The following is a 26872-nucleotide window of genomic DNA, read 5'->3' as shown; positions in this document are numbered from 1 at the left end:
AGGCTGGAGAGCCGATGACCGGACCGGATGGAGACCGCCAAGCGCGATCTTCGGAGCGCGGCTGGGGGCGACCTCAGCCGCCTTTCTCGAACCTATTTCTTGGACATCCCACGCATCACGGCGGCCATTTGGTCCGGTGTCCCAATCAGCGCGGCTTGCTCCACCGATTCCGCCATTAGGACGCTTTCGCGCGTGCCACTCTGCGCCTCGGCAATCAGCCTTTTGGCCGCGCTGATCGCACTCGGGCTTTGGGCCGCGATTTGCTGCGCAAGCGTCATCGCGCGCGTGAGCGGGTCCTCGGCCAGTTCCGTGACAAGCCCCAGTGCCACGCCCTGCTCCGCCGGCACGACCTCGGCTGTGTAGATTAGCTTTCGAAGCACGTCGTCGCGCAGCACCTGCGGAAAGAGCGTCATCCCGCCCATGTCCGGCACGAGGCCCCACTTCATTTCCATGATCGAGAGCTTGGTGTCAGGTGCCGCCACGCGGATGTCGGCGGCAATAGCCAGCTGCATGCCCGCCCCGTAACACACCCCATGCAGGGCTGCGATCACCGGCACCTCCAGATTGCGCCACGCGAGGGCGAACTCCTGAAACCGGTTCGCCGTCCCATGGGTCCGGCGGATAATTACCTCCTCCATGTCTTGCCCGAGAAGGCCCGACAATGAGGTGATATCAATCCCCGCACAGAACGCCCGCCCGCTGCCCGAAAGCACGACGCAGCGGATATCGCTCGCATCCTTCAACGCCTCGGCCGCGGCAAGAACATCGTCCAGCATGTCTAGGGAAATGGCATTCATTTTGTCGGGGCGGTTTAAGGTGACCCGTGCGATGCCATCGGCGATTTGCGTGGTGACTAAGCTCATGATGCTCAAACTAATCGCAAGATTGCCACCACGCCAGCGTTACCTGACGATACGCTCCACCGCGCGCATCATGCCCAGCGCCTTGTCGTAGACCAGCTCCAACACGACGCGTGGCTTCTTTGCCCGAAGAGCGATGGGCACGGCGCGACTGGCACCTGTTGCGAGCGTTGCGGCCATGAAGCCGCGTCTTGAAAACTGGGGCATGGGGGCTCCTTTCGTAGTTTATAGGTGGGAGTGCATGCGCGCACTTGCAAGCTTGAGCAAAACACGCTCAAAGTCTGCACCATGAATAGACCGCCCCTAACCCCGCTTGCCGACAGTCTTCCTGCCTCCGTCCCGTTCGTGGGCCCCGAAACGTTGGAGCGCGCGAGGGCTGCGCCCTTCGCTGCCCGCCTTGGTGCCAACGAGAGCGTGTTCGGCCCCTCCCCCAAAGCGCTGAACGCCATGGCCGCCGCCAGCGCCGACGTATGGAAATACGGCGACCCAGAGAACTACGACTTGCGGCACGCCTTAGCGCAGCATCACGACGTATCGCCGGACAATATCGTTGTAGGCGAAGGTATCGACGCGCTTTTGGGGTATCTTGTGCGGCTTTACGTGGAGGGCGGGACCGCTGTTGTGACCTCCGCTGGCGCCTACCCAACATTCAACTACCACGTGGCGGGCTTTGGAGGCGAACTGCACATGGTGCCTTACCGCGACGACCGCGAAGACCCAGACGCGTTGGTGGCCCGTGCCCTAGAGACGGGCGCACGGCTGATCTATTTCGCCAACCCAGACAACCCCATGGGCAGCTGGCATGATGCCGTCGCCGTGCAGCATTTGATTGATGCGGTGCCAAGCGACTGCCTGTTGATACTGGACGAAGCCTACATAGAGCTTGCCCCCGACGGCACCGCCCCCGCACTGGATATGACGAACGCGAATGTCATTCGCATGCGCACGTTCTCAAAAGGCCACGGCATGGCTGGCGCCCGTGTGGGGTATGCTTTGGGGGAGGCGCAGACCATCGCGGCCTTCAACAAAATCCGCAACCATTTCGGCATGTGCCGTATCAGTCAGGCAGGCGCATTGGCCGCGCTGAACGATCAGCCCTATCTGGCTGAGGTTTGTGCCAAGGTCGCCGCATCGCGTGACCGGATCGCCGAGATTGCCCGCGATAACGGTCTGGTGCCGTTGCCGTCCGCCACCAATTTTGTGGCTGTGGACTGCGGCGCGGACGGCGATTTCGCCCGCAAGGTGTTGGAGGGATTATTGGCCGAAGGGCTGTTCGTGCGCATGCCGTTCGTCGCTCCACAAAACCGTGCGATCCGTATCAGCTGTGGGTCACCGCAGGACATGGACCTGTTGGCCCAAGCCCTGCCAAAGGCTTTGCACGCCGCCCGTCAAAGCAACGGCTAGGACGGCGCAGCGCAAACCTGCGCCGCAGCGGCCAATGCGCCATCCCCATGCGGGATGCGCAGGGCTTTTAGGCCCGCATCAATCGCGCCAAGTGTGCCCAGCATCATATGGGTGTTTATGTGCCCCATGTGTCCGATGCGGAAGAAGCCGTCGGAATAGGCATCGTCCTCTGTCGCCATGCCAAGGCCGATGCCCAGCGTGACACCTGCGTTCGCAATGAGCCAGTTTCGCAGATCGGTCCCATGCGGGGCGCCGATGCGCAGCGCTGTGACAGCATGACTGCGGGCGGCTGGATCGCTAATGTTCATCTCAAGCGGACCACCCTGCCCCCACGCATCACAGGCCGCCCAAACCGCGCGAGCCAATGTCGCGTGACGGGCCAATACGTTGTCCATCCCTTCCTCATGAACGATCATATCAAGCGCCACGCGCAGTCCGTAGAAGTGATGCGTTGGCGCAGTACCGCACGACATCTGGTAATAGCCCTCGGGGTTCGCGCGAGGGTGCCAATCCCAGTAACTTGACACACGCGACATCTTTTGTCGGGCTGCTACGGCCTTGTCGTTGAAGAACACGAAACACATGCCGGGCGGCACCATCAGCCCCTTCTGGCTACCCGTGACCATCACATCGACGCCCCACGCATCCATCTGCATATCGTCGCAGCCCAAACAGGCGATGCTGTCTACACACAGCAACGCAGGGTGGCCAGCGGCGTCCATCGCGGCACGAATTGCGGCCAGATCAGATTTGGCAGAGCTCGCCGTATCCGTTTGCACAACAAGCACCGCTTTGATGTCGTGGGTGCTGTCTGCACGTAGCGCGTCTTCCACCGCTTGCGGGTCGATGGCGTTGCGCCGCCCGAAATCAAGCTGGTCCACCAACAGCCCGCGTCGCCGCGCGGTCTCCGCCCATCCCAAAGAGAACTGCGCAGCACCCGGCACCAATACCTTGTCGCCCACCTCCAGAACGTTCGCCAGTGATGCCTCCCAAGCCGCGTGGCCGTTGCCGATGTACATCGCAACATGCCCTTGCGTTTTAGCGACGGCCTTCAGATCGGGGACCAAGGAGTAAGTCAGGTCGATCAACTCACCGGTGTAGATGTTCGGCGCGGGGCGATGCATCGCCTGCAACACGCGCTCCGGCATAACCGAGGGGCCAGGGATGGCCAGCGTGTGACGACCATGGGACAGGTTGGGCGAATTGGTCATGAAGCGAGCCTTCTACATAGCAATCATTTATTGAGACTCTAAGAGGTAGAGGCGCGCATCAAAGCCGTCAATTCGCTATCGGTGACGCCTGCCATCACCCTTTGTGATAGCGCTTCGACAGCTGCTCCGGATCAGCCCCGAAGCTGTAGCGGGTCAATGTGCCAAAGTTGCGTAGGCTCTGGCGGACCCAACCATTCTTGGCATAGCGCTCCGCCCCTGTCGCGGCATAGGTGTCTAGCAATCTGATGCGCCCCTTCAAGGCCCGCGCCATCGCCACATCCTCCATCAGGGGCTGCTCCGGATAGCCCCCTGAATAGTCGTAGAGCGCGCGTGACATTAGCAAGCCTTGGTCGCCGTAGGGCAGGTTCAGCGCGGAGCTACGCAGGTTGGCCCACCCCGCGACAATGCGCGGCGCGAGACCTGTCGCGCGAAACTTCAGCCGGAAGACCGCCGCTAGATTGGGATGTTCCGCACGGTGCACCGCCGCCGCGCCGACCCAATCAGGGGCCAACTGGGTGTCCGCATGCAAAAACAAAAGCCACTCGCCTTGCGCAGCTGCTGCCCCCCGCCGCAACTGGCCGCCCCGCCCTTTTGGGCCAGCTACAACCACAGCCCCCGCCTGCGCCGCGATGTCCAGTGTCGCATCAGTGCTGCCCCCGTCAGAGACGATCAGCTCGTGGATCATCCCGACCTCCAACCCCGGCAACAAGGCATTAACAGTCGCAGGCAGCCCTTCGGCCGCATTTAGGGTTGGGATCACAATGGAAAACGGTGCAGACATATCGGGGCTGTTATAGCCGAGCCCGTCGACTATATAACAGGCCAAACAACGCAAGAGGGATCATATGTCAGACGCCAAACGCATGTTGATCGAAGTGACAGGCGGAGACCGTGTCGGGTTCCTGCAAGGATTGGTCACGAATGATCTGGAAAAACTGTCGGACGGCTTGGTCTACGCGGCCTTGCTGACGCCACAGGGTAAGTTTCAGGTGGATTTCTTCTTGGTCCCGTGGGGGGACGCGATCCTGATCGACGTAGCCGCCGATTATGGCGAGGCATTGATGCGCCGCCTGACCTTTTACAAGTTGCGTGCTGATGTGAAACTGCAAGAGCTAACCGCCGATGTGACGCGCGGTGTCGGTGACATGCCGAACGGTGCTTTTGCCGACCCCCGCCACGAGGCGATGGGCTGGCGCGCCTATGGCCCCGGCTTCGCGTTCGAGGCGCAAACTGATGTGGACTGGGACGCCATTCGCGTGGCGCATTGCATCCCCGAGATTGGTGTGGAGCTGATCCCCGACGACAGCTTCATTCTGGAAATGGGCTTCGAGCGGCTGGACGGCGTTGATTTTCGCAAAGGCTGCTATGTCGGCCAAGAGGTCACCGCCCGCATGAAGCACAAGACCGAGCTGCGCAAAGGTCTGGCCGTGGTGAAAGTTGACGGCGCGGCCCCTGTCGGCACACCGATTGACGCCCACAACAAAGCCGCCGGTACGCTCTATACCCAGTCTGGTGGCCACGCGATTGCCTACCTGCGCTTCGACCGCGCAACCGAGGGCATGACCGCTGGCGACGCGCGGGTCGATTACATCAAAGAAGCCTAGGCCTCGGAGACACGTCGGAAGTCCAAGACACGCTCCGCGTTGGACGTGGCGACCGTGCCATCGCTGTTCCAGAACGAGTTTTCGAACCCGATGCGCACGTTGCCTCCCTTGCCGTGGGCATAAGTCAGGCACTCGGTCTCACGTTTGCCAAAAGCGCAAACGCCCCACTCGGCGGAGGCGCAGTTGCGCCCCATCCACCTGATAAATGGGTCCAGATCGCTTGGCGCGCTTTCCTGCCCCGCGGTGTAGCGGCCTAAGACGAACAGCAATTGAAGGGGGGCCGCCTCCAGTCCGCCCCGATCTAGCAGCGCCGACATCGCCGTCAAATCCTGCGCACCGTATAGGATATGCTGCACCGCGATTTGGTCCTTCGCGCATTTTGCATAAAATGCGGCGGCGGTGTCCAGATCAGTCCCCTCCAGCATCTCTGCCAAGGAGATTGATACGGCCTGCGGCCGGACCTCTTCAACAATCGCCCGCTGCTGCGCCGCGCTATACATCCCGACGGCTTCGGTCGTGATTTGCAGCAACATATCAGGCACCGCGCGGTGCAACTCTGCCAACGCCTCGCGGTATCGCCCCGCGTCAAGGATGTGGCGCCCTTCCGCGTCGCGCAGATGCAAATGCAGCCCGTCGGCGCCCGCAGCATGGCAGGCCAGGGCAGTCTCGACCACCTCCTCCAGCGTCATTGGCAACGCCGGATGGTCGGCCTTGGTTTTACGGGCCCCGTTCGGCGCCACCATCAATTTAGGCAGCGGTTTCATAGCACCCGCGCCATAGCCGTTTGCAGCTTGGTGATGATTTCGTCGATGTGGTGACGATCCATAATAAATGGCGGTGCCAGCAAGATATGGTCACCCTGCTTGCCGTCGATCGTGCCCCCCATCGGATAGCAGATCAGACCTGCCTCAAACGTCTCGCGTTTCAGGGCCTTGTGGATGGCGCGGTCTGGCGCGAAGGGGCGCTTGCTATCTCGGTCCTCCACAATCTCTATCCCGCGAAACAGCCCCCGCCCGCGTATATCGCCCACATTCGGGTGCTGACCGAACGCTTGCATAAGGCCATCCTGCAGTTCCGCACCTAGGGTCGCGCAGGCGTCGACCAAGCCGCCGTCTGTCAGCTTGGTGAGTACTGCGAACGCCGCCGCGCAGGCCGTGGGGTGGCCCACATAGGTGTGGCCGTGCTGGAAGAAACCGCTCCCCCCCTCAATGGCCGCGTAAATCTGGGCTGTGCACATCATCGCCCCGATGGGCTGATACCCCGCGCCAAGCCCCTTGGCGACGGCTACAATATCAGGGCGCACGTCGTCTTGTTCGCTCGCAAAGAGCGTGCCAGTACGCCCCATCCCACACATCACCTCGTCCAGAATAAGCAGCACGCCGTATTGGTCGCAAATCTCACGAACCCGCTTGAAATATCCCTCCACCGGCGGCACCGCCCCTGCGGTTGCCCCCACAACCGGTTCCGTCACGAACGCGATTACGCTGTCTTCACCAAGGCGCAAAATCTCGGCTTCCAACTCGTTCGCAACCCGTTGACCGTAGTCGAACGTCGCCTCGTCCTCCAGCTTGCCGCGATATTCAAAGCAAGGCGCGATATGGGTCGTTTCCACCAACAACGGGGCGAAGGGCGCGCGGCGCCATTCATTGCCGCCCGTGGCTAACGCGCCCAGCGTGTTGCCGTGATAGCTTTGCCGTCTTGCAATCACGTGGCGGCGTTGCGGCTGGCCTATTTCGACGAAATACTGACGCGCCAGTTTTAACGCGGCCTCCATCGCCTCCGATCCACCGGATACCAGATAGACGCGGTCGATGCCCTCGGGGGCATGTTTGATCAGCTTGTCCGCCAATTGCTCCGCGGGGTCAGAGGTGAAAAAGCTGGTATGCGCGAAAGCGACCTGATCAAGTTGCGCCTTGATGGCGTTGGTCACATCCGCGTCCCCATGCCCCAAACACGACACAGCCGCCCCACCGGAGCCGTCGAAATACTGCTTGCCGTTTTGGTCGTAGAGATACACCCCGCGCCCGTTGGCGACGGTGGGGAGGGTGGCCTTGGTATGTCTTGGGAAAACATGTGACACGGTGCTGGTCCTTTCGCAGCTGCGACCAAACTGAAACAGATGAATCTACAATTGACAATGCGTGAAACACCTGAAACAAATCACACTCGCAAGCATTCTGGGGGGAGTTGTTGATTGCACACGTCTTTTGAACAACAATTGTCCAGCAAATACGGGTCTCTTAGCGCTAAGCTGAAGGAGGCGGCGGATTTCATTGTGGCAAATCCGGTCGACGCGGCCACCCGCAGCCTGCGCACCATTTCGAAAGACGCAAAACTCTCACCAGCCACGTTCTCTCGTATGTCCACGGCCTTGGGCTATGCCAGCTATGAAGACCTGCGCGAGGTACTTCGCGCGGGGATAGAGCGCCGCGCAAATTCCTTCTCGCACCGCGTCGAGACGCTTCAGCAGCGCCATCAAGACGGGGATCACGACTTTCAAACCCAGCACATCATTGACTGCACCGCCAACCTGCAAACCCTTGGCGACACGCTGGATCAGGATATGCTGAACGCCAGCGTAGAGCGCCTACACAATGCACGACGGGTCTTGGTCGTTGGCGCGTTAGGCTCCACAGGCGTTGCAGAATATCTGACCTATATGGCAAGCTTTATCGCCGACAATTGGTCAATGGCCAGCCGCATGGGCGCGTCCTTGGCGAGCGGTCTGGTCGGGTTGTCTGACGCCGATGTGCTGATCATCATGACGAAGCCACCCTTCGCCACCAAGGCGATTAACGCCGCGCAAGAGGCCAGAAAAGCCGGTGCGTTTGTTATCGTTGTGACCGACACCCACACCTGTCCCGCTTTGGTGCATGCATCGGCTTATTTCATCGTGCCCACTGATAGCCCACATTTTTTTTCATCCTACGCCTCGACTCTCGTGCTTTGTGAAATCATGATTGGGATGCTCGCAGCGCGCGCGGGCGATCCCGCGCGCGCGCGCATCGCAGACGTAGAATCCAGAAACCGCCGTCTCGGAGAAGTCTGGGGTGACTAAATTCACGAACACATCAATCTAGGGAGACTAATGATGTCGAAACACTTGAAACTATCATTCGCAGGGCTTGCGATGGGGACTTTGATGGCTCCGGCAGCGTTTGCCGAAGAGTTCATCACCATCGGAACCGGCGGCGTAACGGGCGTTTACTATCCGACGGGCGGCGCGATTTGCCGTCTGGTCAACAAGGGTCGCAAAGACCACGGCGTTCGCTGCTCGGTCGAATCGACTGGTGGCTCCGTCTACAACATCAACACGATCCGTGAAGGCGAGTTGGAATTTGGCGTGGCCCAATCCGACTGGCAGTACCACGCATATAACGGCACTTCGAAGTTTGAAGACGCCGGTGCATTTGAAGGCCTGCGCGCGGTGTTCTCCGTACACCCAGAGCCGTTCACCGTGGTGGCCCGTGCCGACGCTGGCATCACCACTTTTGATGATCTCAAAGGCAAGCGCGTGAACATCGGCAACCCTGGCTCCGGTCAGCGCGGCACGATGGAAGTTCTGCTTGAAGCCAAAGGTTGGACAACAGACGATTTCGCACTGGCAACAGAGCTGAAAGCCGCTGAGCAGTCCGCTGCGCTTTGCGACAACCAGATCGACGCAATGGTCTACACCGTTGGTCACCCGTCCGGCTCCATCCAAGAAGCTACAACCGCATGCGATTCCGTGCTTGTGACCGTGAGTGGCGCAGAAGTTGACGGCCTGATCGGCGACAACCCGTTCTACCGTTCCGCAACGATCCCGGGCGGCATGTACCGCGGTAATGACGGCGACACTGCCACCTTCGGCGTTGGTGCTACTTTCGTAAGCTCCACCGACGTGTCGGACGAGGCTGTCTACACAGTGGTGAAGTCGGTGATGGAAAACATCGAAGACTTCAAAAAGCTGCACCCTGCTTTCGCCAATCTCGACCCAAAAGAGATGGCGACAGCTGGTCTGTCCGCTCCGCTGCACCCTGGTGCGGCTAAGTACTACAAAGAAGCTGGCTTGATCGACTAATCGACCGCCTTCGGAGGGGCGTTCGCGCCCCTCCACTGCCACCAAAAGATATAAGACAGCCCAAGCTGTACCTGAGGGGGATATGACAATGGCCAATACTGCATCCGAGAACCGCGCTCTTAGCGAGGAGGAGCTACAGGATCTTGTCGCGTCCTCTGACGCCGGTGCGCGAGACCCCGCCGGAGGTGTCGGCACATTGCTCGCCGTCGTCGCCGTTGTGTGGTCCCTGTTTCAGGTGTTGCTGGCATCGCCGCTGGCAAACTACATTTTGCCGGGCGACGTCATCAACAACTCCCGCCAAGTCCATTTGGCCTTTGCCGTCTTTCTGGCCTTCATGGCCTACCCCGCCTTCAAATCCAGCCCGCGCCACTACATCCCCATCGCCGACTGGCTGATTGGCCTCGCTGGCGCGTTCATCGCGATGTATGGCTTTATTTTCTACCAAAAGATTGTCGATGCGGGTGGCCTAGCCGATGACGTCGACAAATGGTTTGCCCTCGCTGGCCTGTTGATCCTGTTCGAAGGCGCGCGCCGCGCGCTCGGGCCCGCCATGGCGATCATCGCGACGATCTTCCTTGCCTATGTGTTCTTCGGTTCCTCCGACATCGTCCCCGATGTTATCCGCTGGAAGGGGGCCTCCCTGAAGAAAGCCATGAGCCACATGTGGATTACGTCAGAGGGCGTCTTCGGCATCGCGCTTGGCGTGTCCACCAAGTTCGTATTCCTCTTCGTTCTCTTCGGGGCCTTGCTCGATAAAGCGGGCGCAGGGAACTACTTTATCAAAATGGCGTTCGGTGCGCTTGGACACCTGAAAGGCGGGCCTGCGAAGGCCGCCGTTGTTGGCTCCGCAGCGACAGGCCTGATTTCCGGCTCCTCTATCGCCAACGTTGTAACGACCGGTACATTCACCATTCCGCTGATGAAACGCGTGGGCTTCTCTGCCGAGAAGGCTGGCGCGGTCGAAGTGGCCTCCTCCGTCAACGGGCAAATCATGCCGCCCGTCATGGGCGCTGCGGCGTTCCTGATGGTGGAGTACGTGGGCATTTCCTACGTGGAGGTCATCACCCACGCCTTCCTGCCCGCCACCATTTCCTACATAGCGTTGGTCTATATCGTCCATCTTGAAGCGGTGAAAAACAACATGCCAACGCTGGGCAACCGCGTGGTGTCGATGGGCAAAACCATTGGCGGCATGATGGCATTCTTCGTAGGCTTCGCGCTGCTTTGCTACGGCGTGCAGTATCCCGTCGGCTGGATCGCCGCTGCGGCTGGCGACGCCTCTGCCGTGGTGCTTTCGGTGCTGATCTTCGTGGCCTATGCCGTGTTGCTGTGGCTCGCCGCCAGCGTCCCCGATCTGGAGCCCGACGACCCGAACGCCGAGGAGGTGGAGCTGCCAGTCGTTGGTGACATCTACAAATCCGGCCTCTACTTCCTGCTCCCCATCATCGTGTTGGTGTACTTCCTGATGATTGAGCAAAAGTCCCCCGGCCTGTCGGCCTTCTGGGCGACCATGCTGCTTTTCGTCATTCTGCTGACACAGCGTCCGCTCAAGGCGATCTTCCGCGGCGAAAGCGACATGGCCAACGCCTTCACCCAAGGTGTGGCTGACCTAATCCAAGGCCTGATTGACGGCGCACGGAACATGATCGGCATCGGTCTTGCCACGGCAACAGCTGGCGTCATCGTGGGGACCGTGACCCTGACAGGTGTTGGCCAAGTCATGGCGGATCTTGTGGAGTTCCTGTCCGGCGGTAACCTGATTGGCATGTTGGTGATGGTGGGGCTGCTGTCCCTGATCCTTGGCATGGGCCTGCCGACCACGGCAAACTATATCGTTGTGTCATCCTTGATGGCTGGCGTTGTGGTGGAGCTGGGGGCGCAATCGGGCCTTATCGTGCCGCTGATCGCGGTCCACCTGTTCGTGTTCTACTTCGGTATCATGGCGGATGTGACGCCGCCTGTGGGCCTTGCCAGCTTTGCCGCTGCGGCGGTATCTGGTGGCGATGCAATCAAGACTGGCTTCGTGGCGTTCTTCTACAGCTTGCGCACCGTGGCTTTGCCCTTCGTGTTCATCTTCAACACCGACTTGTTGCTGATAGATGTGACGGTGACCCAAGGCATATTGGTGTTCATCACAGCATCCATCGCGATCCTCGTGTTCACGGCGGGCACCATGGGCTGGTTCCTGACCAAAAGCCGCGTCTATGAAAGCGTCGCCCTGATCCTCATCGCGTTCGCACTGTTCCGGCCAGACTTCGTCATGAACCGCATACAGCCACCGTTCACCCAGATTGAGCCCGCGAACTTCACCACCGCCCTTGGTGACGCCTCCGAGGGGTCAGAGATGCGCTTGGTGGTGTCTGGACCCGACTTCGACACGGGCGAAATCAAGGAGACCACGCTGGTCCTTCCCGTCGGCGCGGGGTCCGGCGATGATCGCCTGACCGCCTCCGGCTTGCTTCTGCTGGAAGAAGACGGCGTGGTCAAAATGGATGAGCCCGCGTTTAGCTCCCCATTCGCGGACACGTTGCAAAGCTTTGATTTCTACGGCGACAATCCCGTGCAAATCGCGTCCGTCAAAGCGCCCTCTGATCAAATGCCCAAAGAGCTGGTCTTCATTCCGGCTTTGATCCTCTTACTGCTTGTGGCCTTCGTGCAGCGGGCCCGTATCACTCGTGAAGGAGTCCCAGCATGACCGGTTCCGTAATCTGCGCCGTCGACGTCTCCAATGGGGACGAAGACATAAACGTCATCCAGCAGGCCGCGCGTCTGGCCAGCATGGACGGCAAGCAACTTGATGTGATTGCCGTTGTCCCTGACTACGGCCTGAGCCAAGTGGGTAATTTCTTCGGCAAGGACCACCACGACAAAGTCGTGGTGCAGGCCAGGAAACACCTGAACGCGCTGGTAACCAAAGCACTTGATGCGGAGCAGAACGCCAAGGTCCGGCATGTGATCGCCACGGGCCGCGCCTATGAGGAGGTCTTAAGCCTCGCCAAAAAGACCAACGCATCGCTGATTGTGGTGGGGGCGCATAAGTCCGACTTGGCGGACTACCTGCTTGGGCCGAATGCCGCACGCGTGGTGCGACATGCCAAATGTTCGGTCTACGTCGTCCGCTAAGCGGCTAGCCTAGGCTAGCTGCGCTCACGGATCGTTTTGGCGAAGGCTGGGAAGATGTCTGCGTTCGCGGCAATCAAATGCCCGTCTTCCAACATGCTCTGGCCTTCGCGGATCGTCTCGACAAAGCCGCCCGATTCCTGCACCAGCAGCACACCGCCAGCGATGTCCCAGATGTTCAGACCCCGCTCCCAATACCCGTCGTAACGGCCAGCCGCGACATACGCCAAGTCCAGCGCGGCGGAGCCCCAGCGGCGCACGCCCGCGCATTGTGGTGCCAAGCGCGCCATGTCTTGCAGCGCGGCGGGCAAATAGCGGCTACCGCCGAACGGGATGCCGGTCGCGAAAACGCTCTCGATCATCTTATGACGTGCAGACACCCGCAGGCGTTGCTCGTTCATGAATGCGCCTTCGCCCTTTTCAGCGACGAACATTTCGTCTTTGGCAGGGTCATACACCACGGCCGAGACGATCTCGCCCTTATGCTCCAGCGCAATCGACACCGCGAAGTGTGGCATGCCGTGCAAAAAGTTGGTGGTGCCATCCAGCGGATCCACGATCCAGCGGCGGGTCGGGTCAGCGCCCTCTATCTCGTCGCTTTCCTCTCCAAGCCAGCCATAGGTTGGACGTGCGCCCATCAGTTGCTCTTTGATGATCGCTTCGGCGGCAAAGTCAGCCTTGGATACGAAGTCGCCCGCGCCCTTTACCGAGACTTGCAGGTTTTCGACTTCGCGGAAGTCTTTGATCAGCGATCGGCCTGCAACTCGTGCGGCTTTGATCATAACATTGAGGTTTGCACTGCCTTGCATGGGTCATCATCCTGTGGAGAGGTTTGGAGGCGCGTATAGACCGAACCACCGCATAGGGAAAGCCCTTGCGAACGCCGCAGTTTTAGAGGAGCGTCACGTCATGTCCGCTGACCGTCCCCTTCTAGGCATCATGTTCATGATTGGCTTTTGCATCCTCGCCCCCATGGGCGATGCGTTGGCGAAGGTGTTGGGCGACAGTATACCGTTGGGCCAACTGCTTTTGACCCGCTTCGGCGTGCAAACCGCCGTGCTGATCCCGCTGGCCATTATGACGGGCCGCACGCTGCTGATGTCGGGGCGCGTGTTCCGCCTGACGGTGCTGCGCTCTGTCCTGCACATCATCGGCATTGGCGCCATGTTTTCGTCCTTGCGCTTCCTGCCGCTGGCGGATGCGGTGGCCATCGCCTTCGTGATGCCGTTCATCATGCTGCTGTTAGGGAAATACGTGCTGGACGAGGAAGTCGGCATGCGCCGCCTTCTGGCCTGCGTGGTGGGTTTCATCGGGACACTGTTCGTGATCCAGCCCAGCTTCGCCGCTGTTGGCGCCCCCGCCCTGCTGCCCTTGGTGGTCGCGGTGGTATTCGCTCTGTTTATGCTCGTCACGCGCCAAGTCGCCAAACATGCCGATCCGATCAGCCTACAGGCGGTGAGCGGTGTCGTGGCTACGCTCATTCTGGCGGCGATGTATTTTATCCCTGCTGCAGATGCGGTGGAGCAGTTCCAACTGGTTATGCCCGAAGGTGTTGATGTCTGGTCTATGCTGCTCGCAATCGGTCTGCTCGGCACATTCGCGCATCTGGTCATGACATGGAGCCTGCGCTTCGCCCCCTCCGCGACGGTCGCGCCTATTCAATACCTGGAAATCCCCGTCGCCACCGCCGTCGGCTTCGCAGTGTTCGGCGACTGGCCGAATGGCTTGGCGATGTTGGGCATCTGTATCACCATGGGCGCAGGACTCTACATCCTGATGCGCGAACGCCGCATGGCCAAGCTGGTACCGCCCGTCGCCTAGACCTTGTCTGGCGCGCGTTGCAGCTTCAACGGCTCTGTGCGCGCCAGCCGGATGACATTAGCCATAAAGGGCTTCGATGTATCCTCGCTACGCGTCGCGGCATAAAGGCGCTTGGTGCGCCCGTCTTTGGTCAGGGGTCGTGTGACGTAGTCGGAGTTGTATCGCACTTCGCGCACCACCCAGTCCGGCAACACCGCCACACCGCGATTGGATGCCACCAGTAGCAAGATCACCGCTGTCAGTTCCACCTGCCTCAACGCTCTTGGCTCGACCCCTGCAGGGGCCAACAACTCTGTGAACACGTCAAGACGCGAGCGGTCCACGGGATAGGTGATCAACAGCTGATCCCGCAGGTCCTCCGCCACGATGAAGTCCTTTTTCGCCAAGGGGTTCTGGGACGACGCGACAAACACCGGCTCGTAATCAAACAGCGGCGTGAAATCGACGCCAGGAAGGTCCTCGGGGTCGGAGGACACCACAAGATCGACCTCCTCGCGCATTAATGCGGGCAGACCGTCGAACGACAGGCCAGGGCGAATATCCACATCCACATCGGGCCAATTCTTGCGAAAGCCCTCCAATACAGGGAACAGCCATTCAAAACAGGCATGACACTCGATTGCGATATGCAACCGCCCCGTTTTGCCCATGCGCAAGCCTTCAAAGTCGGCCTGCATCGCCTCAACCTCTGGCAGGATACGCTCCGCCAGTCGCAGCAGCTTTAGCCCCGCGGACGTCAGTTTCATCGGTTTGGCACGGCGGATAAACAGCTCAACCCCCGCCTGATCCTCCAAGCCCTTAATCTGGTGGCTTAGCGCACTTTGGGTGATATTCAGCTGATCAGCGGCTTTGGCGAGGCCACCTGCTTCATGGATCGCGCGCACTGTTCTAAGGTGGCGAAACTCGATATGCATGCTGCCCTCATAATCATGGTGAAAGTTATGAATTTGTCTCACAACGCGGGATGTGGCACAAGGCATCAACTCCAAAAGGACATTTGATATGACCCGCCCTAACGTTTCGTTTGAATTCTTCCCGCCCAAGTCCGTCGAAGCGAGCTTCCGGCTGTGGGACACCATTCAAACACTGGCACCGCTGGAGCCGACATTCGTGTCGGTCACCTACGGCGCTGGCGGCACCACCCGCGAGTTGACCCATGAAGCGGTGACCGCGCTGCACAAAACGACCGACCTGCGGGTCGCGGCGCACCTGACCTGCGTCGACGCGACACGCGATGAAACCCTGAGCATCGCCCGCGACTACATCAAAGCCGGTGTGACAGACATCGTGGCTCTGCGCGGCGACGCGCCCAAAGGGCAGGATTTCAGTGTGAGCGAAGGCGGCTTTGCCTCCTCAATCGAGCTGATCGAGGCCCTGAAAACCGAAACCGACGCCACTATCCGCGTTGGCGCCTACCCCGACAGCCACCCCGAAGCGGGTTCCATGGCGGACAACATCGCCTATTTGAAGCGCAAGTTTGACGCGGGCGCGGATGCGGCGATCACCCAGTTTTTCTTTGAAGCGGATACCTTCTTTCGCTTTCGCGACGCCTGCGTCAAAGCCGGTATCGACCAACCCATCCTGCCCGGCATCTTCCCCATTGAGGATTGGACCCGCGCCCGCAACTTTGCGATCCGCACGGGTACGAAAGTACCCGCGTGGCTGGACGAAGCCTTCACGGCCGCAATTCGCGACGACCGCCACGACCTTCTGGCGCAATCTGTCGTGACGGAGCTGTGCTCCGATCTGGTCGACGGTGGCGTTGAGGATCTGCACTTCTACACCCTGAACCGCCCAGAACTGACCCGTGACATCTGCGCGGCATTGGGCATCACGCCAAAGTCCGCATTGGCGCAAGTGGCCTAAGCCTACGAAACTTTGGGCTGTTGCGCCCGTCGGGCCTGTCTTTTACCGTCTCCCTGACACATCAAAAGACAGGCCCACATATGCCCGAACAATTCCTGCCCACATCGGTGGATCAACTCCCGACACGCGAGACAACCATGTCCATGTCGGGGTTGGATTTCATGCAAAAAATCCTTGAGGGAGAGCTTCCTCTTGCGCCGATTGCGAACGGGCTGAACTACCAACTGCAGGATGTGCAGCTGGATCAGGTGATCTTTCGTGGTGCGCCAGGTTTTGAGCAGATGAACCCGACAGGCACTATCCACGGCGGCTGGTACGGCACCTTGCTAGACAGCGCTATGGCCTGCGCCATCATGACCCGCGTGCCCAAAGGGTCAGTCTATACGACGCTGGAATACAAGGTGAATATTATCCGTCCGATCCGGCCCGGCACGTCCGTGGACTGCATTGGGGTCGTAGAGCACGCGGGCCGCTCAACGGGCGTGGCCACCGGAAAGATCGTGGGGGTGGAGGACGGCAAGCTCTACGCCACCGGCTCCACAACGTGCATCATCATGACGCCTAAATAGCTGTTCACGTTCCCTTGAGGCTATTTCGCGCAGGCAGTGTTCACTCATGCGCCTACTAACCCGCGCCCTGTGTACCTATGTAATGCGTGTACTCCACTGCACGGCAGGGAGGCAGACAGGGCCGGATGCGGCTTGCCAATTTCGGCCCTGTTTCTGTCTAGCAGGCACTCGCAATCTTGCGGGTGTCTGCGGACGACACAGACCTGACAATCTGCAGTCGCTTAGCTTGCGACCGCCGCACGGCGGGTTAGCTTCAGGTAGCACCCGTCGGCTGTGAGCTCGCTTTCTATATCTGCGTTAATCTGCTCAGCGGACGCCTTGATAAGTTTCGCGCCAAGTGCATCGGCGGAGGCGCTTGGGGATGCCGCTTGCTTAAGACCCACACCGTTGTCGCTGCAGACCATCTGCGCAAACCCGTCTGGTCCCATCTTCACAACAACCTTGACCTCCCCCGACACGCCATTCGGGAAGGCGTATTTGAACGCATTCGCAACAAATTCAGACACAACGGAGCCGATCACCGCGGCCTCTGCTGACGCGACATTGCCGTCTTCAGCCTCTAAGCTTAACGTGACGTTGGAGGGCGCTTCGACGCGAAGGTAGTCCAAAACGCGCCCGAGGAAGCTCTTGAGTGGCACGCGGTCCTCTTGGGACGTGCTGTGCAATTCGCGGTGCAAGCTGGAGATCGCGGACAAACGCCGTTCCACCGCGTCGAAGGCGGCTTCCGCCTCTGGAGTTTGCGCGGTACGGCGATACATCCGGACAAGGGAGCCCACCATGGTTAGCGAATTCTTAACGCGGTGATCCATCTCGCGGCGCAATACGTCACCCAAGGCCACGTTGCGACGCAGTTCCAGTTGCGCCATCACCTGCCGCCCCAAGACGCGCAGCGTCTCACGTTGCAGCGGGGTCAACCGGCGCGGCTTGGTATCAAGTACGCACAGCGTCCCAATCGGCATGCCGTCAGGTGCCACGAGCGGCGCTCCCGCATAAAACCGCATATCCGTTCCGTCGTGACACAGCGGATTGTCTGCCGTGCGTGGATCAAGCAACGTGTCGGGGATTTCCGTGATCTCGTCATCAAGGATCGCGTGCGAGCACACGGATTTGTCCAGCGTGGTCTCTGTTAGGTCCGTGCCGCAGGTGGCCGCGAACCATTGGCGGTCGACCTCAACGAGGCTCATAAGGGACACCGGCGCTTCGCAAATCTGCGATGCAAGGTTCACGATGTCGTCAAACTCCGCACCCTTCACCACCTCCGGCAGACCGTAACCGCGCAAAGTGGCAAGGCGACGTTGTTCGTCTGGATGGGTGATTGCAAACATTGGGCATCTCTTATGAACTTTTTAACGGGTTCGGCGCTTCTATTCGAGAAGCCGCCTAAGCGCTACTCCCCAAGGCACCACCGCATCACAGCCTTTTGTGCGTGCAACCGGTTTTCCGCCTCGTCAAAAATGACCGAGTTCTTACCGTCCATCACCTCTGACGTCGCCTCATCATCGCGGTGTGCAGGCAGGCAGTGCATAAACAGCGCGTCAGGCTTCGCGTGGTCCATCAGGCGTTGGTTAACCTGATAACCGCGCAACTGGTTATGCCGCCGCTCCCGCGCCGACTGCGGATCATGCATCGACACCCAAGTGTCGGTGACCACCAAATCCGCGCCCTCAACCGCTGCGTGTGGATCACGCTCCGTCGTGTAGAGCCCGTCGAGCGATGCCTCCGGATCCAACGGCGGCGGGCCGGAAAACACCAGATCGAATCCGAACTGCTTCGCCGCGTGGGCGAAGCTTGCGAACACGTTGTTGCCGTCCCCCGCCCAAACAACCTTCTTGCCTTTGATCGGACCGTTGTGCTCCTCGAAGGTCAGGATGTCGGCCATGATCTGACAGGGGTGCGTGCGGTCGGTCAGCCCGTTGATCACGGGAACCGTCGCGTATTCCGCCATCTCCAGCAGTGTGTCTTCCTCGAACGTGCGCATCATGATTAGGTCCACATACCGCGACAGGACGCGCGCGGTGTCCGCAATCGTCTCGCCGTGGCCCAATTGCATGTCGGAGCCGGACAAAACCATCGTCTGCCCGCCCATCTGGCGCACACCCACATCAAACGACACGCGTGTCCGTGTCGATGGCTTCTCGAAGATCAGCGCGACCATGTGGTCTTTCAAAGGCTGTTCAGCGTCCAACGCCCCCTTGGGCTTGCCGGCGCGGGCTTTCTTTACTGTCAGAGCAGTGTCGATGATGTGCCGCAGGTCTGCGGGGGCCGTTTTATGGATATCTAGAAAATGCTTCACTGTTTGCCCTCCAAGGCTGTCGCGGCGCGATCCAAACGGGCCACGGCTTCCTTAATTTCTTCGTCACTGATCGTCATCGCGGGCAACAGGCGGATGACGTTGTCACCGCCCGGAACCGTCAGCACATGCGCGTCGTAGCCCGCGGCCACCACGTCGACGTTCGGCACGACGCATTTCACCCCGATCATCAGGCCCGCACCGCGCACCAGCTCAAATATTGTCGGGTGAGATGCCACAAGCCCCTCAAGGCTCTGGCGCAGCAGGCCGGATTTCCGCGATACATCTGCCAGAAATTCATCGTCAGCCACGATGTCCATCACCGCGCTGCCAACGGCACAGGCCAAAGGGTTGCCGCCATAGGTGGAGCCGTGCGTCCCCGCGGTCATGCCGCTCGCAGCCTCCTCCGTGGCAAGGCAGGCGCCCAGCGGGAAGCCGTTACCGATACCCTTAGCAATGGCCATAATATCAGGCGTGATCCCCGACCATTCATGCGCGAACAGCTTGCCCGTGCGGCCAACGCCGCATTGGATCTCATCCAAGATCATCAAAGCGCCAGTACTGTCGCAGAGGTCGCGCAGCCCTTTCAGGCAGGCATCCGGCAGCGGGATAATACCCCCCTCACCTTGCACTGGTTCCACGATGACGGCGGCGATCGTGTCGTCCAGCGCCTCTTGCAACGCGTCGTGGTCTCCGGCTGGCAGGTTGATGAAGCCCGGCAACAATGGCCCGAAGCCTTTTGTCAGCTTCTCCGATCCTGCCGCCGAGATCGTCGCCAAGGTCCGCCCGTGGAAGGACCCCGTGAAGGTGATGATGTTCACCCGTTCCGGTTGGCCTTTGTCGTACCAGTATTTGCGCGCCATCTTGATCGCGCACTCCATCGCTTCCGCGCCAGAGTTGGTGAAAAACATCGTGTCCGCGAATGTCGCCTCGCGCAGCTTCGCTGCCAGTTCGTCTTGGTGCGGGATCTGGTACAGGTTTGACGTGTGCCACAGCTTTGCAGCCTGATCCTGCACCACCTTCACCAGGGCTGGATGCGCGTGCCCAAGGCCAGTCACAGCGATACCTGCGCCTAAATCCAAGTATCGCGTGCCGTCTTGGTCTGTAAGCCAGCTCCCCTCTCCGCTCTCGAAGCTCATTTTCGCCCGTGAATAGGTCGGCAGTACGGCAGGTATCATCGCGTGGGTATCCTTTACGCAGAGGAACTCCAGATATTGAGGATGTTCCGCGGCAAGTCAATTTGAATGAGAAGTGGAGGCGTGCGCTTTGCGCACAGATGATCGGACGCTAAATTAGCGTCGGCGTCGCAGTGTAGAAAGGTTTGCGGTGTTGATCATGAAAACGCGTCTAAGCGGCGTGCGGTGGGCTGTCCAGTTTTTTCTTGCCCACGGCATCACGGCGGCATAGCCAAACCTATGACACCCACCCATGAAAACCGCCCCGCCGCCATCGCGTTCATGTTGCTCGCGTCCTCGCTGATCGCGGGGACGACGTTGCTCGCCAAAGTGATTGGAACAGGTGTTGCGGGCGACCCACTTCATCCGGTGCAGATTGCCCATGGTCGTTTCCTTTTCGCTTGGATTGCCGTTGCAGTCACGGCCACCGTTCTGCGCCCGAAAATTTCTGCGAAGCATCTCAAGATGCACGCAACCCGTACCCTCTTTGGTGCGACCGGCATCACCTTGCTGTTTGCCGCCGTAGCATTCATTCCACTGTCGGATGCGACGGCGATTAGCTTCCTGAACCCCGTGTTCGCGATGATATTGGCGATCCCGCTGCTGGGCGAACGCGTGGGCCCTATTCGCTGGGCGGCATCCGCCGTGGCCTTGGTTGGGGCTGTCGTGTTGCTACGTCCCGGTTTCATCACTGGCGGCGCGCCGTTTAATCCGATGGCGCTTTTGGCCCTATGTGCCGCCGTGTCGATGGGGATCGAGATCACCATCATCAAACTTCTGACCGGACGCGAAAGCCCGCTCAGCATTTTGTTCATCAACAACTCAATCGGCCTCGCGCTCGTAACAACAGCGCTCTTTTTTGTCTGGCAGGTTCCAACGGCCCAGCAATGGGGAGCGTTAGCAGGAATCGGCTTTATGATGGCAGCCGCGCAAACCTGCTTTATCCAAGCCATGCGTCGTGCCGAAGCCTCTTTTGTGGTGCCTTTCAGTTATGCCACACTAGTCTTCGCCACCCTTTACGACACGGTGGCGTTCCAAACGCGCCCCGATGGCATTTCCCTGCTTGGCGCGGGTGTTATTATCGCCGGTGCGGCCCTGCTCGCATGGCGCGAAGGCCGCGCTCCGCGCCCCTTACCTCCGCCTCCGCAAGACAAGCCCTGATCGAAACTTGTATCCTGACGCATTGGGCTCTAAATTAGGGGCAACTGGAAAAGAACACGCCGCCCTAAGCGCAATGGATTGGGGCGGTTTGTCGTTTGAAAAGGCTAAACCGCATGTCATGGACCGATGATCGCGTCGAAGTGTTGAAAAAAATGTGGGGCGAAGGAAAATCCGCCTCGCAGATCGCCAAGGAGTTGGGCGGCGTGACGCGCAATGCCGTGATCGGCAAGGTGCATCGTTTGGGGCTGTCCAACCGCTCTGGCGGCGCAAGCCCCGCGAAGGCCGCGACCGCAGCCCCCAAGGCGAAGCCCGCAGCCAAACCCAAAGCCCCCGAAAAGCCCAAGGCCGCAGCGCCCGCGCCGGAATCCAAGCCCGCAGCCCCTGTGCACAAACCAATCGGGCGGCCAAAACTGATCGTCACGGCAGGGCAGCCGCTGCCACCGCAGCCGTCCGCCAACGAGATCAGCCCAGAGGCCCTTGCTTCTGTGCGCGAGGTCGAAAAGAAGGCCAAGCGCCTCTCTGTGATGGAACTGACCGAACGCACCTGCAAATGGCCAGTAGGCGACCCCGCAACCGAGGATTTCTGGTTCTGCGGCCTCCCGTCCCAAGCCGGTAAACCCTATTGCGAGGCGCACGTTGGTGTGGCCTTCCAGCCTATGTCCGCCCGCCGCGACCGTCGCCGCTAGGACCAAGCCGCACATTTGATTTATTAAAAGCGCCCCTCAGTCATTGAGGCGGCGCTTTTTTAATGCCCGACAGCGTCTTAGTTGCCGCCCAAAAGATTGCGCAACGCGTCCTTGGCCTTGTTCTCAAGACCTTCCTTCAATGCGTCCTCAACGCTTTGCCCGTCTTGACGCACGACACCCAGCTCATCCTCCAGCTTGGCGTCCGCCTTCGCCCGCAGCTCCGCCTCGCGCGCTTTGGCTTTGACACGAAGCTCTTCCTCTTTGGCCTTCGCTTGTGCCTTCAGCTTCTCTTTTTCCGCCTCTAGGTCCGCATCAATCAGCGCTTTCAGGTCGGGGCGGAACCGAACGTTACTCCAAGGCCCCTCAATGATCACAGGCACACGGATGCCGCCGCTCAGTTGGCTTGCCAGCGCAACCGGCGCCAGCCGATATTTGATCGTCTGCCCGCCAAGGTCCAAAGCGCCGCCGCCCGTCGCGGTCAGCAGCTCTGCTACGAAATTCAGGTCCGTGTTGCTCAGCACCCCGCCATCAATGTCAAAGCTGGCGGTAATGTCGTCAAAAACCGTTTTGGACCCTTCGCCCTGATATGACGCGTCCAGATTTTTGATCATCCCCGCGATGTCCAGTCCCAGCAATTCGCCGCTACCCACGTCGAGGCGGCCTGAGCCTTTCAGGCCGTTCATGATCTCGTTCATCGTGTTGCCAACGCCCAGAAACTTGAGCGAGAGCGACGCATCCCCGACCAACCGCTCAAACCCTGCGAAATCTGTCAGCACCTGTTGCATCGCCACGCTGGAGGCCGCCAGATCGCCGCCAACCGACAAGCCGCCGCGCCCGTTCACCACAAACTGGCCGGAAACGGCGCCGTCAAACACGCCCACATTTGCCAAGTCCAACACCAGTCGAGAGCGGTCGAGCGCGCCCCCCAAATCCGTGCGCCCCAGCTTGATGGAGCCCAGATCAATCTCGTTCGCCTTGAGCGAAAACTCCCCGTCAACCCCAGACAAACCGGACACATCCAATTGCGCGTCAGACCAGCCCCCCGCCCCCGCGTTCGCGGCGCCGTCACCTTCTGTGGTGTCAGTGCTCATCGCGGAAAAATCGAGGCGGTCGCCCTGCAGCCGCGCCGTCACATAGGGGGTGTCCTTCAGCGCGACGTCCAGTTCGCCGGTCAGTTGGTTCTGGTCCAGGTTGATCGTCGCCCCCCGCAAAAACATCTGGTTGTCGGCGGTCAGCGTCATGTCTCCCGACACGTTCACTTCTTGACCCAACCCCTCTGGGATGCGCGGCGCGGCCTGATCCATCAGCGCAAACAAGGACACGTGGTCAGTTACCGCGCCCGTGACTGCGCCTTTAGCCTGCACAGGGTCCAGCCCCGCGCTGCCCTTGAACGCCACCGAGTTGGGTCCAGCGCTGACTGTGACGTCCACGCCTTGCACGCCGCCGTCCAGCAGTTGCTGCACGCCGTTCACCGTGCCTGCCAGCTTAACCGCTTGGCCCTTATACAGCGCCGACATTTCCAGCCGTCCCGCGCCTTTCAGGTCGATCAGCTTCACCGTTGCATCCAGTGCGGTCAGCACGTGGGACTGGCCGCTTTGAGCGTCCGCAAACTCGACGGAGCCGTTGGTGATCTGCGCCAACGGCAGCGACACATCGGCCGAGCCGCCGCCGTCCTCGCCGCCGCCCAGTTCCGTCACGAAGTCCCAGTTGGCAAGCCCGTCTTTGGACCGCTCCAACCGGATCACAGGGGACTGGATGTCGAAGGCTTCGACCACGATGTCGCCGCCCATCAAGGCCGAGAAGCCTACGCCCATCTCCATTGACGCGGCTTCCAGCATAGGCCCATTGCCCGACCACTCCGCGTTGGAGATCGCGACGTCCTCCAGCTTGACGCCCAAGCGCGGAAATATCTGCGGCGACACATCCCCCGCAATGCTGAGCGCGCGGCCCGTGTTCTTCTCGAACTGCCCTTCCGCGAACCGCGCGATCTTGTTCGTGGGGATCATAAACAACCCTGCGACGGCGAGCACGATGAGGCTGATCAACGTGACGAGTATCCGGATTATCCAACGCATAGGGCCTGCTCCTCTTAAGGGGTTTGTGGGCAGGTTAGGCCCTGGAGAGGCAGGCTACAATGATTTAGCGCAAGTGATCCTCGGCTGCGCCTTGAAGTGACAGATTCGATTTTCCCAAACAGTTGCTTTGCTAATGTTGTTGGTTCAATCTGATCGAAATTACTTAAGGATATTTGAATGCGCCCAGATTACTTAAAACAGGGAGAGATCGCTCGCCTTTTTCCGGTCTTAGCGACAACTTCCAAAGAGGGTCGAACGACCTCAATCGTCCTTTCATGTCTTTCTCGTGTTCAGGAATTCGGCAACGCGATGCTGACTTCGGTTGGTGTAAGAATTGGTAAACGCTCGCAGATCGAGTGTTATACCGAGATTGTTTTCAAAGCCGAAAAAATCATACCTAACGATCGCCCGGATGGCCTAATCGTTGTTAAGAACGGCGCACGGGAATGGCGAGCCTTAATCGAAGCTAAAGTCGGTAATGCAACACTCGGCGCTGAACAGATCGAGAAATACCGCGAGATTGCGAAAGAACAAGGCTGCGACGCAGTTATAACCATTTCTAACGAGTTCACCTCAGCACCCAAAAACCATCCAATCGCAGACGTGCGCAAAAGCAGGTCAAAGATCCCTGTTTATCACTGGTCATGGATGTTCGTACTGACAAATGTGGGCTTACTACTTGCCAACGAAGAGATCGAAGACACTGATCAAGCGTTATTACTCAACGAGTTACGCCGTTTCCTAAGTGACGACAGCGCCGGGGTTAAGGGGTTCGAGCGAATGCCGCCGGAATGGTCTAACATCAACAAATTAGTTTCCACAGGCGGAAAAATACTAGTTAAGTCCGAAGACGCGACACGCGTGATTGAAGCGTGGCATCAGGAAACCAAGGACCTATCTTTAATACTGACGCGAATGACCGAAACATATGTGCATGAACGCCTGTCGCGAAAGCACATCGCAGACCCTGTGCAGCGACAAAAAGACGAATTGGCGTTGTTGCGTGAGGACAACCAACTTCAAAGCACGCTGGACATCCCAGATGCGGCAGCGCCATTAGAGATCATTGCAGATATCTCTCGTAGAACAATCGATGTTGGCATGTTTCTAAAAGCGCCCGAGGATAAAAAATCTTCGAAAGCACGTCTGAATTGGCTCTTACGTCAAATCCCAAGCGACGCTTTAGAAGGTCTAACAATACGCTGCAACTGGCCGGGTCGAAGTGAAGCCACACAGTTTTCATACGCAGATCTTCTCGCCTCCCCAGAGCTGATCGAAGATGGTAAAACAGGGCTACAAGTTCTCTCTTTTAACATCTTCCTCTCCAAGCGGCTCGGTGCACGCTTCACGCAACAAACCAACTTCATCGTCGATCTAGAAGACATCGTCCCGCGCTTCTACCGGGAGATCGGTCAAAACCTCGTCGCATGGCGAAAGAGCGCACCCAAAATCAAAGCGGACCGCGATGAAAGAGAATACGTCTCCGTCGCCAGCATATCGGAGGAAGCCGAAAAGGACGCAATCTAAACCGCCTCAACCCCACTTCCCCCCAAGCCCTGACCAGCGTATACGGCCCCTCATGGCTCAGAACCCCCCAAACCTCCGCCCCGACCTTGCCCCGAAGCTCAAGCTCTCGGAGGCCCCTCGCGACAACCAGCCGAAAATCGGCATGGTCTCCCTCGGCTGCCCCAAGGCGCTGGTGGATAGTGAGCGCATCCTCACGAGGCTCCGCGCCGAGGGCTACGCCATCTCCCCCGACTACGCGGGCGCGGAGGCGGTGATCGTCAACACCTGCGGCTTCCTAGACTCAGCCAAGGCGGAATCCTTGGATGCCATCGGAGAGGCCCTCACAGAAAACGGCAAGGTCATCGTCACCGGCTGCTTGGGCGCCGAGGAGGATTACATCCGCGGCACCCATCCCAGCGTGCTCGCCGTCACCGGACCGCACCAGTACGAGCAGGTCCTCGACGCCGTGCACAAGGCCGTGCCGCCCAGCCCCGATCCCTTCATCGACCTGCTGCCCGCGACAGGTGTGTCCCTCACGCCGCGCCACTACAGCTACCTCAAGATTTCCGAGGGCTGTAACCACAAGTGCAAGTTCTGCATCATCCCTGACATGCGCGGCCGCCTCGCCTCCCGCCCCCAAAAGGCCGTCATCCGCGAGGCCGAAAAGCTGGTGGAGGCTGGCGTCAAGGAACTGCTCGTCATCTCCCAAGACACTTCCGCCTATGGCACCGACTGGAAGGACCGCCCCTCCAAGGCGCCCATCCTCGATCTGGCCCGTGAGCTTGGCAGCCTCGGCGCGCAAAAGGACCTGTGGGTCCGGCTGCACTACGTCTACCCCTATCCGCATGTGCGCGAACTGATCTCGCTCATGGCCGATCCCGCAAACGCGCTGCTGCCCTATATGGACATCCCGTTCCAACACGCGCACTCCGATACGCTCAAACGCATGGCCCGCCCTGCCGCCGCCGCGCGGACGCTGGACGAAATCACCGCATGGCGCGCGGAATGCCCCGACATCACCCTGCGCTCCACCTTCATCGTCGGCTACCCCGGCGAGACGGAGGCGGAGTTCCAGCACCTCCTCGACTGGCTGGACGAGGCGCAACTGGACCGCGTCGGCTGCTTCCAATACGAAAACGTCGACGGCGCGCGCTCCAATGCCCTGCCCGACCATGTGGCCGCCGAGGTCAAACAAGACCGCTGGGACCGCTTCATGGAGAAAGCCCAAGCCATTTCCGAGGCCAAGCTGGCCGCCAAAGTCGGCACCACCATTCAGGTGATTGTGGACGAGGTCGAGGACGACGGAGCCACCTGCCGCACAACATCCGACGCGCCAGAGATCGACGGGAACCTGTTCATCGACGAAGGGTTTGAGGGGCTGAAGGCTGGCGATATGGTCGACGTGCTGGTGGATGAGGCTGGGGAATATGACTTGTGGGGGTTAATCGCGAATAAGAAATGATC

General features: G+C 59.8%; 25 protein-coding genes. 13 read left to right on the top strand and 12 right to left on the bottom strand.

The window, feature by feature from the left end; all coding sequences use genetic code 11:
- Window positions 1-92 precede the first annotated feature (92 nt).
- Both BLW66_RS01320 and BLW66_RS01315 read right to left on the bottom strand, forming a co-directional pair.
- Complete coding sequence (locus tag BLW66_RS01320) at window positions 93-863, bottom strand: crotonase/enoyl-CoA hydratase family protein (RefSeq protein ID WP_089943829.1); 771 nt, start codon at window positions 861-863, stop codon at window positions 93-95.
- A gap of 39 nt (window positions 864-902) precedes the next feature.
- A complete protein-coding gene (locus tag BLW66_RS01315) occupies window positions 903-1067 on the bottom strand; it encodes a Tat pathway signal protein (protein ID WP_089943826.1) in 165 nt (54 codons plus the stop codon).
- A gap of 81 nt (window positions 1068-1148) precedes the next feature.
- Here BLW66_RS01315 and BLW66_RS01310 point away from each other — a divergent pair, with 81 nt between their 5' ends.
- Window positions 1149-2264: a pyridoxal phosphate-dependent aminotransferase gene (locus BLW66_RS01310; RefSeq protein ID WP_089945606.1), complete on the top strand. Its 1116-nt coding sequence runs from the start codon at window positions 1149-1151 to the stop codon at window positions 2262-2264.
- On the opposite strand, the gene BLW66_RS01305 is transcribed toward BLW66_RS01310, so the two are convergent.
- Both BLW66_RS01305 and BLW66_RS01300 read right to left on the bottom strand, forming a co-directional pair.
- Window positions 2261-3475 (bottom strand): pyridoxal-phosphate-dependent aminotransferase family protein, encoded by a 1215-nt coding sequence (locus BLW66_RS01305; RefSeq protein ID WP_089943823.1) that lies wholly within the window; start codon window positions 3473-3475, stop codon window positions 2261-2263. The genes BLW66_RS01310 and BLW66_RS01305 overlap by 4 nt on opposite strands.
- 94 nt (window positions 3476-3569) lie before the next feature.
- Window positions 3570-4256 carry a TIGR04283 family arsenosugar biosynthesis glycosyltransferase gene (locus BLW66_RS01300; RefSeq protein WP_089943820.1) on the bottom strand — a complete coding sequence of 229 codons (687 nt, stop codon included), beginning with the start codon at window positions 4254-4256 and terminating at the stop codon, window positions 3570-3572.
- Between the two features lie 64 nt (window positions 4257-4320).
- On the opposite strand from BLW66_RS01300, the gene ygfZ reads away from it, so the two are divergent.
- The gene (ygfZ, locus tag BLW66_RS01295; RefSeq protein ID WP_089943816.1) at window positions 4321-5079 is read left to right on the top strand and encodes a CAF17-like 4Fe-4S cluster assembly/insertion protein YgfZ; all 759 of its coding nucleotides are present in this window, start codon (window positions 4321-4323) and stop codon (window positions 5077-5079) included.
- On the opposite strand, the gene BLW66_RS01290 is transcribed toward ygfZ, so the two are convergent.
- Both BLW66_RS01290 and BLW66_RS01285 read right to left on the bottom strand, forming a co-directional pair.
- A complete protein-coding gene (locus BLW66_RS01290; protein WP_089943813.1) occupies window positions 5076-5843 on the bottom strand; it encodes a beta-keto acid cleavage family enzyme in 768 nt (255 codons plus the stop codon). The two genes, ygfZ and BLW66_RS01290, sit on opposite strands and share 4 nt — an antisense overlap.
- Complete coding sequence (locus BLW66_RS01285) at window positions 5840-7159, bottom strand: aspartate aminotransferase family protein (protein WP_089943810.1); 1320 nt, start codon at window positions 7157-7159, stop codon at window positions 5840-5842. Before BLW66_RS01285 ends, BLW66_RS01290 begins: the two co-directional genes overlap by 4 nt.
- Before the next feature lie 114 nt (window positions 7160-7273).
- Between BLW66_RS01285 and BLW66_RS01280 the strand changes: the two genes are divergently transcribed.
- From BLW66_RS01280 to BLW66_RS01265, 4 genes are all read left to right on the top strand, one after another.
- Entirely contained in the window at window positions 7274-8137 is an 864-nt protein-coding gene (locus BLW66_RS01280; RefSeq protein WP_244508523.1) for a MurR/RpiR family transcriptional regulator, read from the top strand.
- A 33-nt stretch (window positions 8138-8170) separates the two neighbouring features.
- Complete coding sequence (locus BLW66_RS01275; protein WP_089945602.1) at window positions 8171-9139, top strand: TAXI family TRAP transporter solute-binding subunit; 969 nt, start codon at window positions 8171-8173, stop codon at window positions 9137-9139.
- A gap of 88 nt (window positions 9140-9227) precedes the next feature.
- On the top strand, window positions 9228-11834 hold the full coding sequence (locus BLW66_RS01270) for a TRAP transporter permease (RefSeq protein ID WP_089943806.1): 2607 nt from the start codon (window positions 9228-9230) through the stop codon (window positions 11832-11834).
- Complete coding sequence (locus BLW66_RS01265) at window positions 11831-12262, top strand: universal stress protein (RefSeq protein WP_089943802.1); 432 nt, start codon at window positions 11831-11833, stop codon at window positions 12260-12262. The genes BLW66_RS01270 and BLW66_RS01265 overlap by 4 nt, the downstream gene beginning before the upstream one ends.
- Window positions 12263-12276: 14 nt before the next feature.
- Here the strand turns inward: BLW66_RS01265 and BLW66_RS01260 are convergent, their stop codons facing one another.
- Window positions 12277-13068, bottom strand: coding sequence for an inositol monophosphatase family protein (locus tag BLW66_RS01260; RefSeq protein ID WP_089943799.1), 792 nt, complete (start codon window positions 13066-13068; stop codon window positions 12277-12279).
- Window positions 13069-13168: 100 nt separating this feature from the next.
- On the opposite strand from BLW66_RS01260, the gene BLW66_RS01255 reads away from it, so the two are divergent.
- Window positions 13169-14080, top strand: coding sequence for a DMT family transporter (locus tag BLW66_RS01255; RefSeq protein WP_089943796.1), 912 nt, complete (start codon window positions 13169-13171; stop codon window positions 14078-14080).
- Here BLW66_RS01255 and BLW66_RS01250 read toward each other — a convergent pair.
- The gene (locus BLW66_RS01250; RefSeq protein ID WP_089943792.1) at window positions 14077-14994 is read right to left on the bottom strand and encodes a LysR family transcriptional regulator; all 918 of its coding nucleotides are present in this window, start codon (window positions 14992-14994) and stop codon (window positions 14077-14079) included. The two genes, BLW66_RS01255 and BLW66_RS01250, sit on opposite strands and share 4 nt — an antisense overlap.
- Window positions 14995-15082: 88 nt before the next feature.
- On the opposite strand from BLW66_RS01250, the gene metF reads away from it, so the two are divergent.
- Window positions 15083-15946 (top strand): methylenetetrahydrofolate reductase [NAD(P)H], encoded by an 864-nt coding sequence (gene metF, locus BLW66_RS01245; RefSeq protein ID WP_089943789.1) that lies wholly within the window; start codon window positions 15083-15085, stop codon window positions 15944-15946.
- A gap of 80 nt (window positions 15947-16026) precedes the next feature.
- A complete protein-coding gene (locus BLW66_RS01240; RefSeq protein ID WP_089943786.1) occupies window positions 16027-16515 on the top strand; it encodes a PaaI family thioesterase in 489 nt (162 codons plus the stop codon).
- 221 nt (window positions 16516-16736) lie between these two features.
- Here BLW66_RS01240 and BLW66_RS01235 read toward each other — a convergent pair whose 3' ends face one another.
- The 3 genes from BLW66_RS01235 to BLW66_RS01225 form a co-directional block, all read right to left on the bottom strand.
- Complete coding sequence (locus tag BLW66_RS01235) at window positions 16737-17840, bottom strand: histidine kinase dimerization/phosphoacceptor domain -containing protein (RefSeq protein ID WP_089943783.1); 1104 nt, start codon at window positions 17838-17840, stop codon at window positions 16737-16739.
- A 62-nt stretch (window positions 17841-17902) separates the two neighbouring features.
- Entirely contained in the window at window positions 17903-18808 is a 906-nt protein-coding gene (gene argF / locus BLW66_RS01230; protein ID WP_089943780.1) for an ornithine carbamoyltransferase, read from the bottom strand.
- Window positions 18805-19983, bottom strand: a complete 1179-nt coding sequence (locus BLW66_RS01225) for an aspartate aminotransferase family protein (protein WP_089943777.1) — start codon at window positions 19981-19983, stop codon at window positions 18805-18807. Before BLW66_RS01225 ends, argF begins: the two co-directional genes overlap by 4 nt.
- Before the next feature lie 237 nt (window positions 19984-20220).
- Here BLW66_RS01225 and BLW66_RS01220 point away from each other — a divergent pair, with 237 nt between their 5' ends.
- Both BLW66_RS01220 and BLW66_RS01215 read left to right on the top strand, forming a co-directional pair.
- Window positions 20221-21141, top strand: a complete 921-nt coding sequence (locus BLW66_RS01220; RefSeq protein ID WP_089943774.1) for a DMT family transporter — start codon at window positions 20221-20223, stop codon at window positions 21139-21141.
- A gap of 113 nt (window positions 21142-21254) precedes the next feature.
- The gene (locus BLW66_RS01215; protein WP_089943771.1) at window positions 21255-21827 is read left to right on the top strand and encodes a GcrA family cell cycle regulator; all 573 of its coding nucleotides are present in this window, start codon (window positions 21255-21257) and stop codon (window positions 21825-21827) included.
- Between the two features lie 77 nt (window positions 21828-21904).
- On the opposite strand, the gene BLW66_RS01210 is transcribed toward BLW66_RS01215, so the two are convergent.
- Window positions 21905-23902, bottom strand: coding sequence for an AsmA family protein (locus BLW66_RS01210; protein ID WP_089943768.1), 1998 nt, complete (start codon window positions 23900-23902; stop codon window positions 21905-21907).
- 177 nt (window positions 23903-24079) lie between these two features.
- On the opposite strand from BLW66_RS01210, the gene BLW66_RS01205 reads away from it, so the two are divergent.
- Together BLW66_RS01205 and rimO are read left to right on the top strand one after the other, a co-directional pair.
- Window positions 24080-25429, top strand: coding sequence for a hypothetical protein (locus BLW66_RS01205; protein ID WP_089943765.1), 1350 nt, complete (start codon window positions 24080-24082; stop codon window positions 25427-25429).
- 52 nt (window positions 25430-25481) lie between these two features.
- The gene (gene rimO / locus BLW66_RS01200; RefSeq protein ID WP_089943762.1) at window positions 25482-26870 is read left to right on the top strand and encodes a 30S ribosomal protein S12 methylthiotransferase RimO; all 1389 of its coding nucleotides are present in this window, start codon (window positions 25482-25484) and stop codon (window positions 26868-26870) included.
- Window positions 26871-26872 lie beyond the last annotated feature (2 nt).

Origin of the sequence: Litoreibacter albidus (assembly GCF_900107015.1) — a bacterium.
GTDB classification, from domain to species: Bacteria; Pseudomonadota; Alphaproteobacteria; order Rhodobacterales; family Rhodobacteraceae; genus Litoreibacter; species Litoreibacter albidus.
Note: the sequence above shows the minus strand (reverse complement) of the source record. Positions and strands in the feature narration are given on the sequence as shown.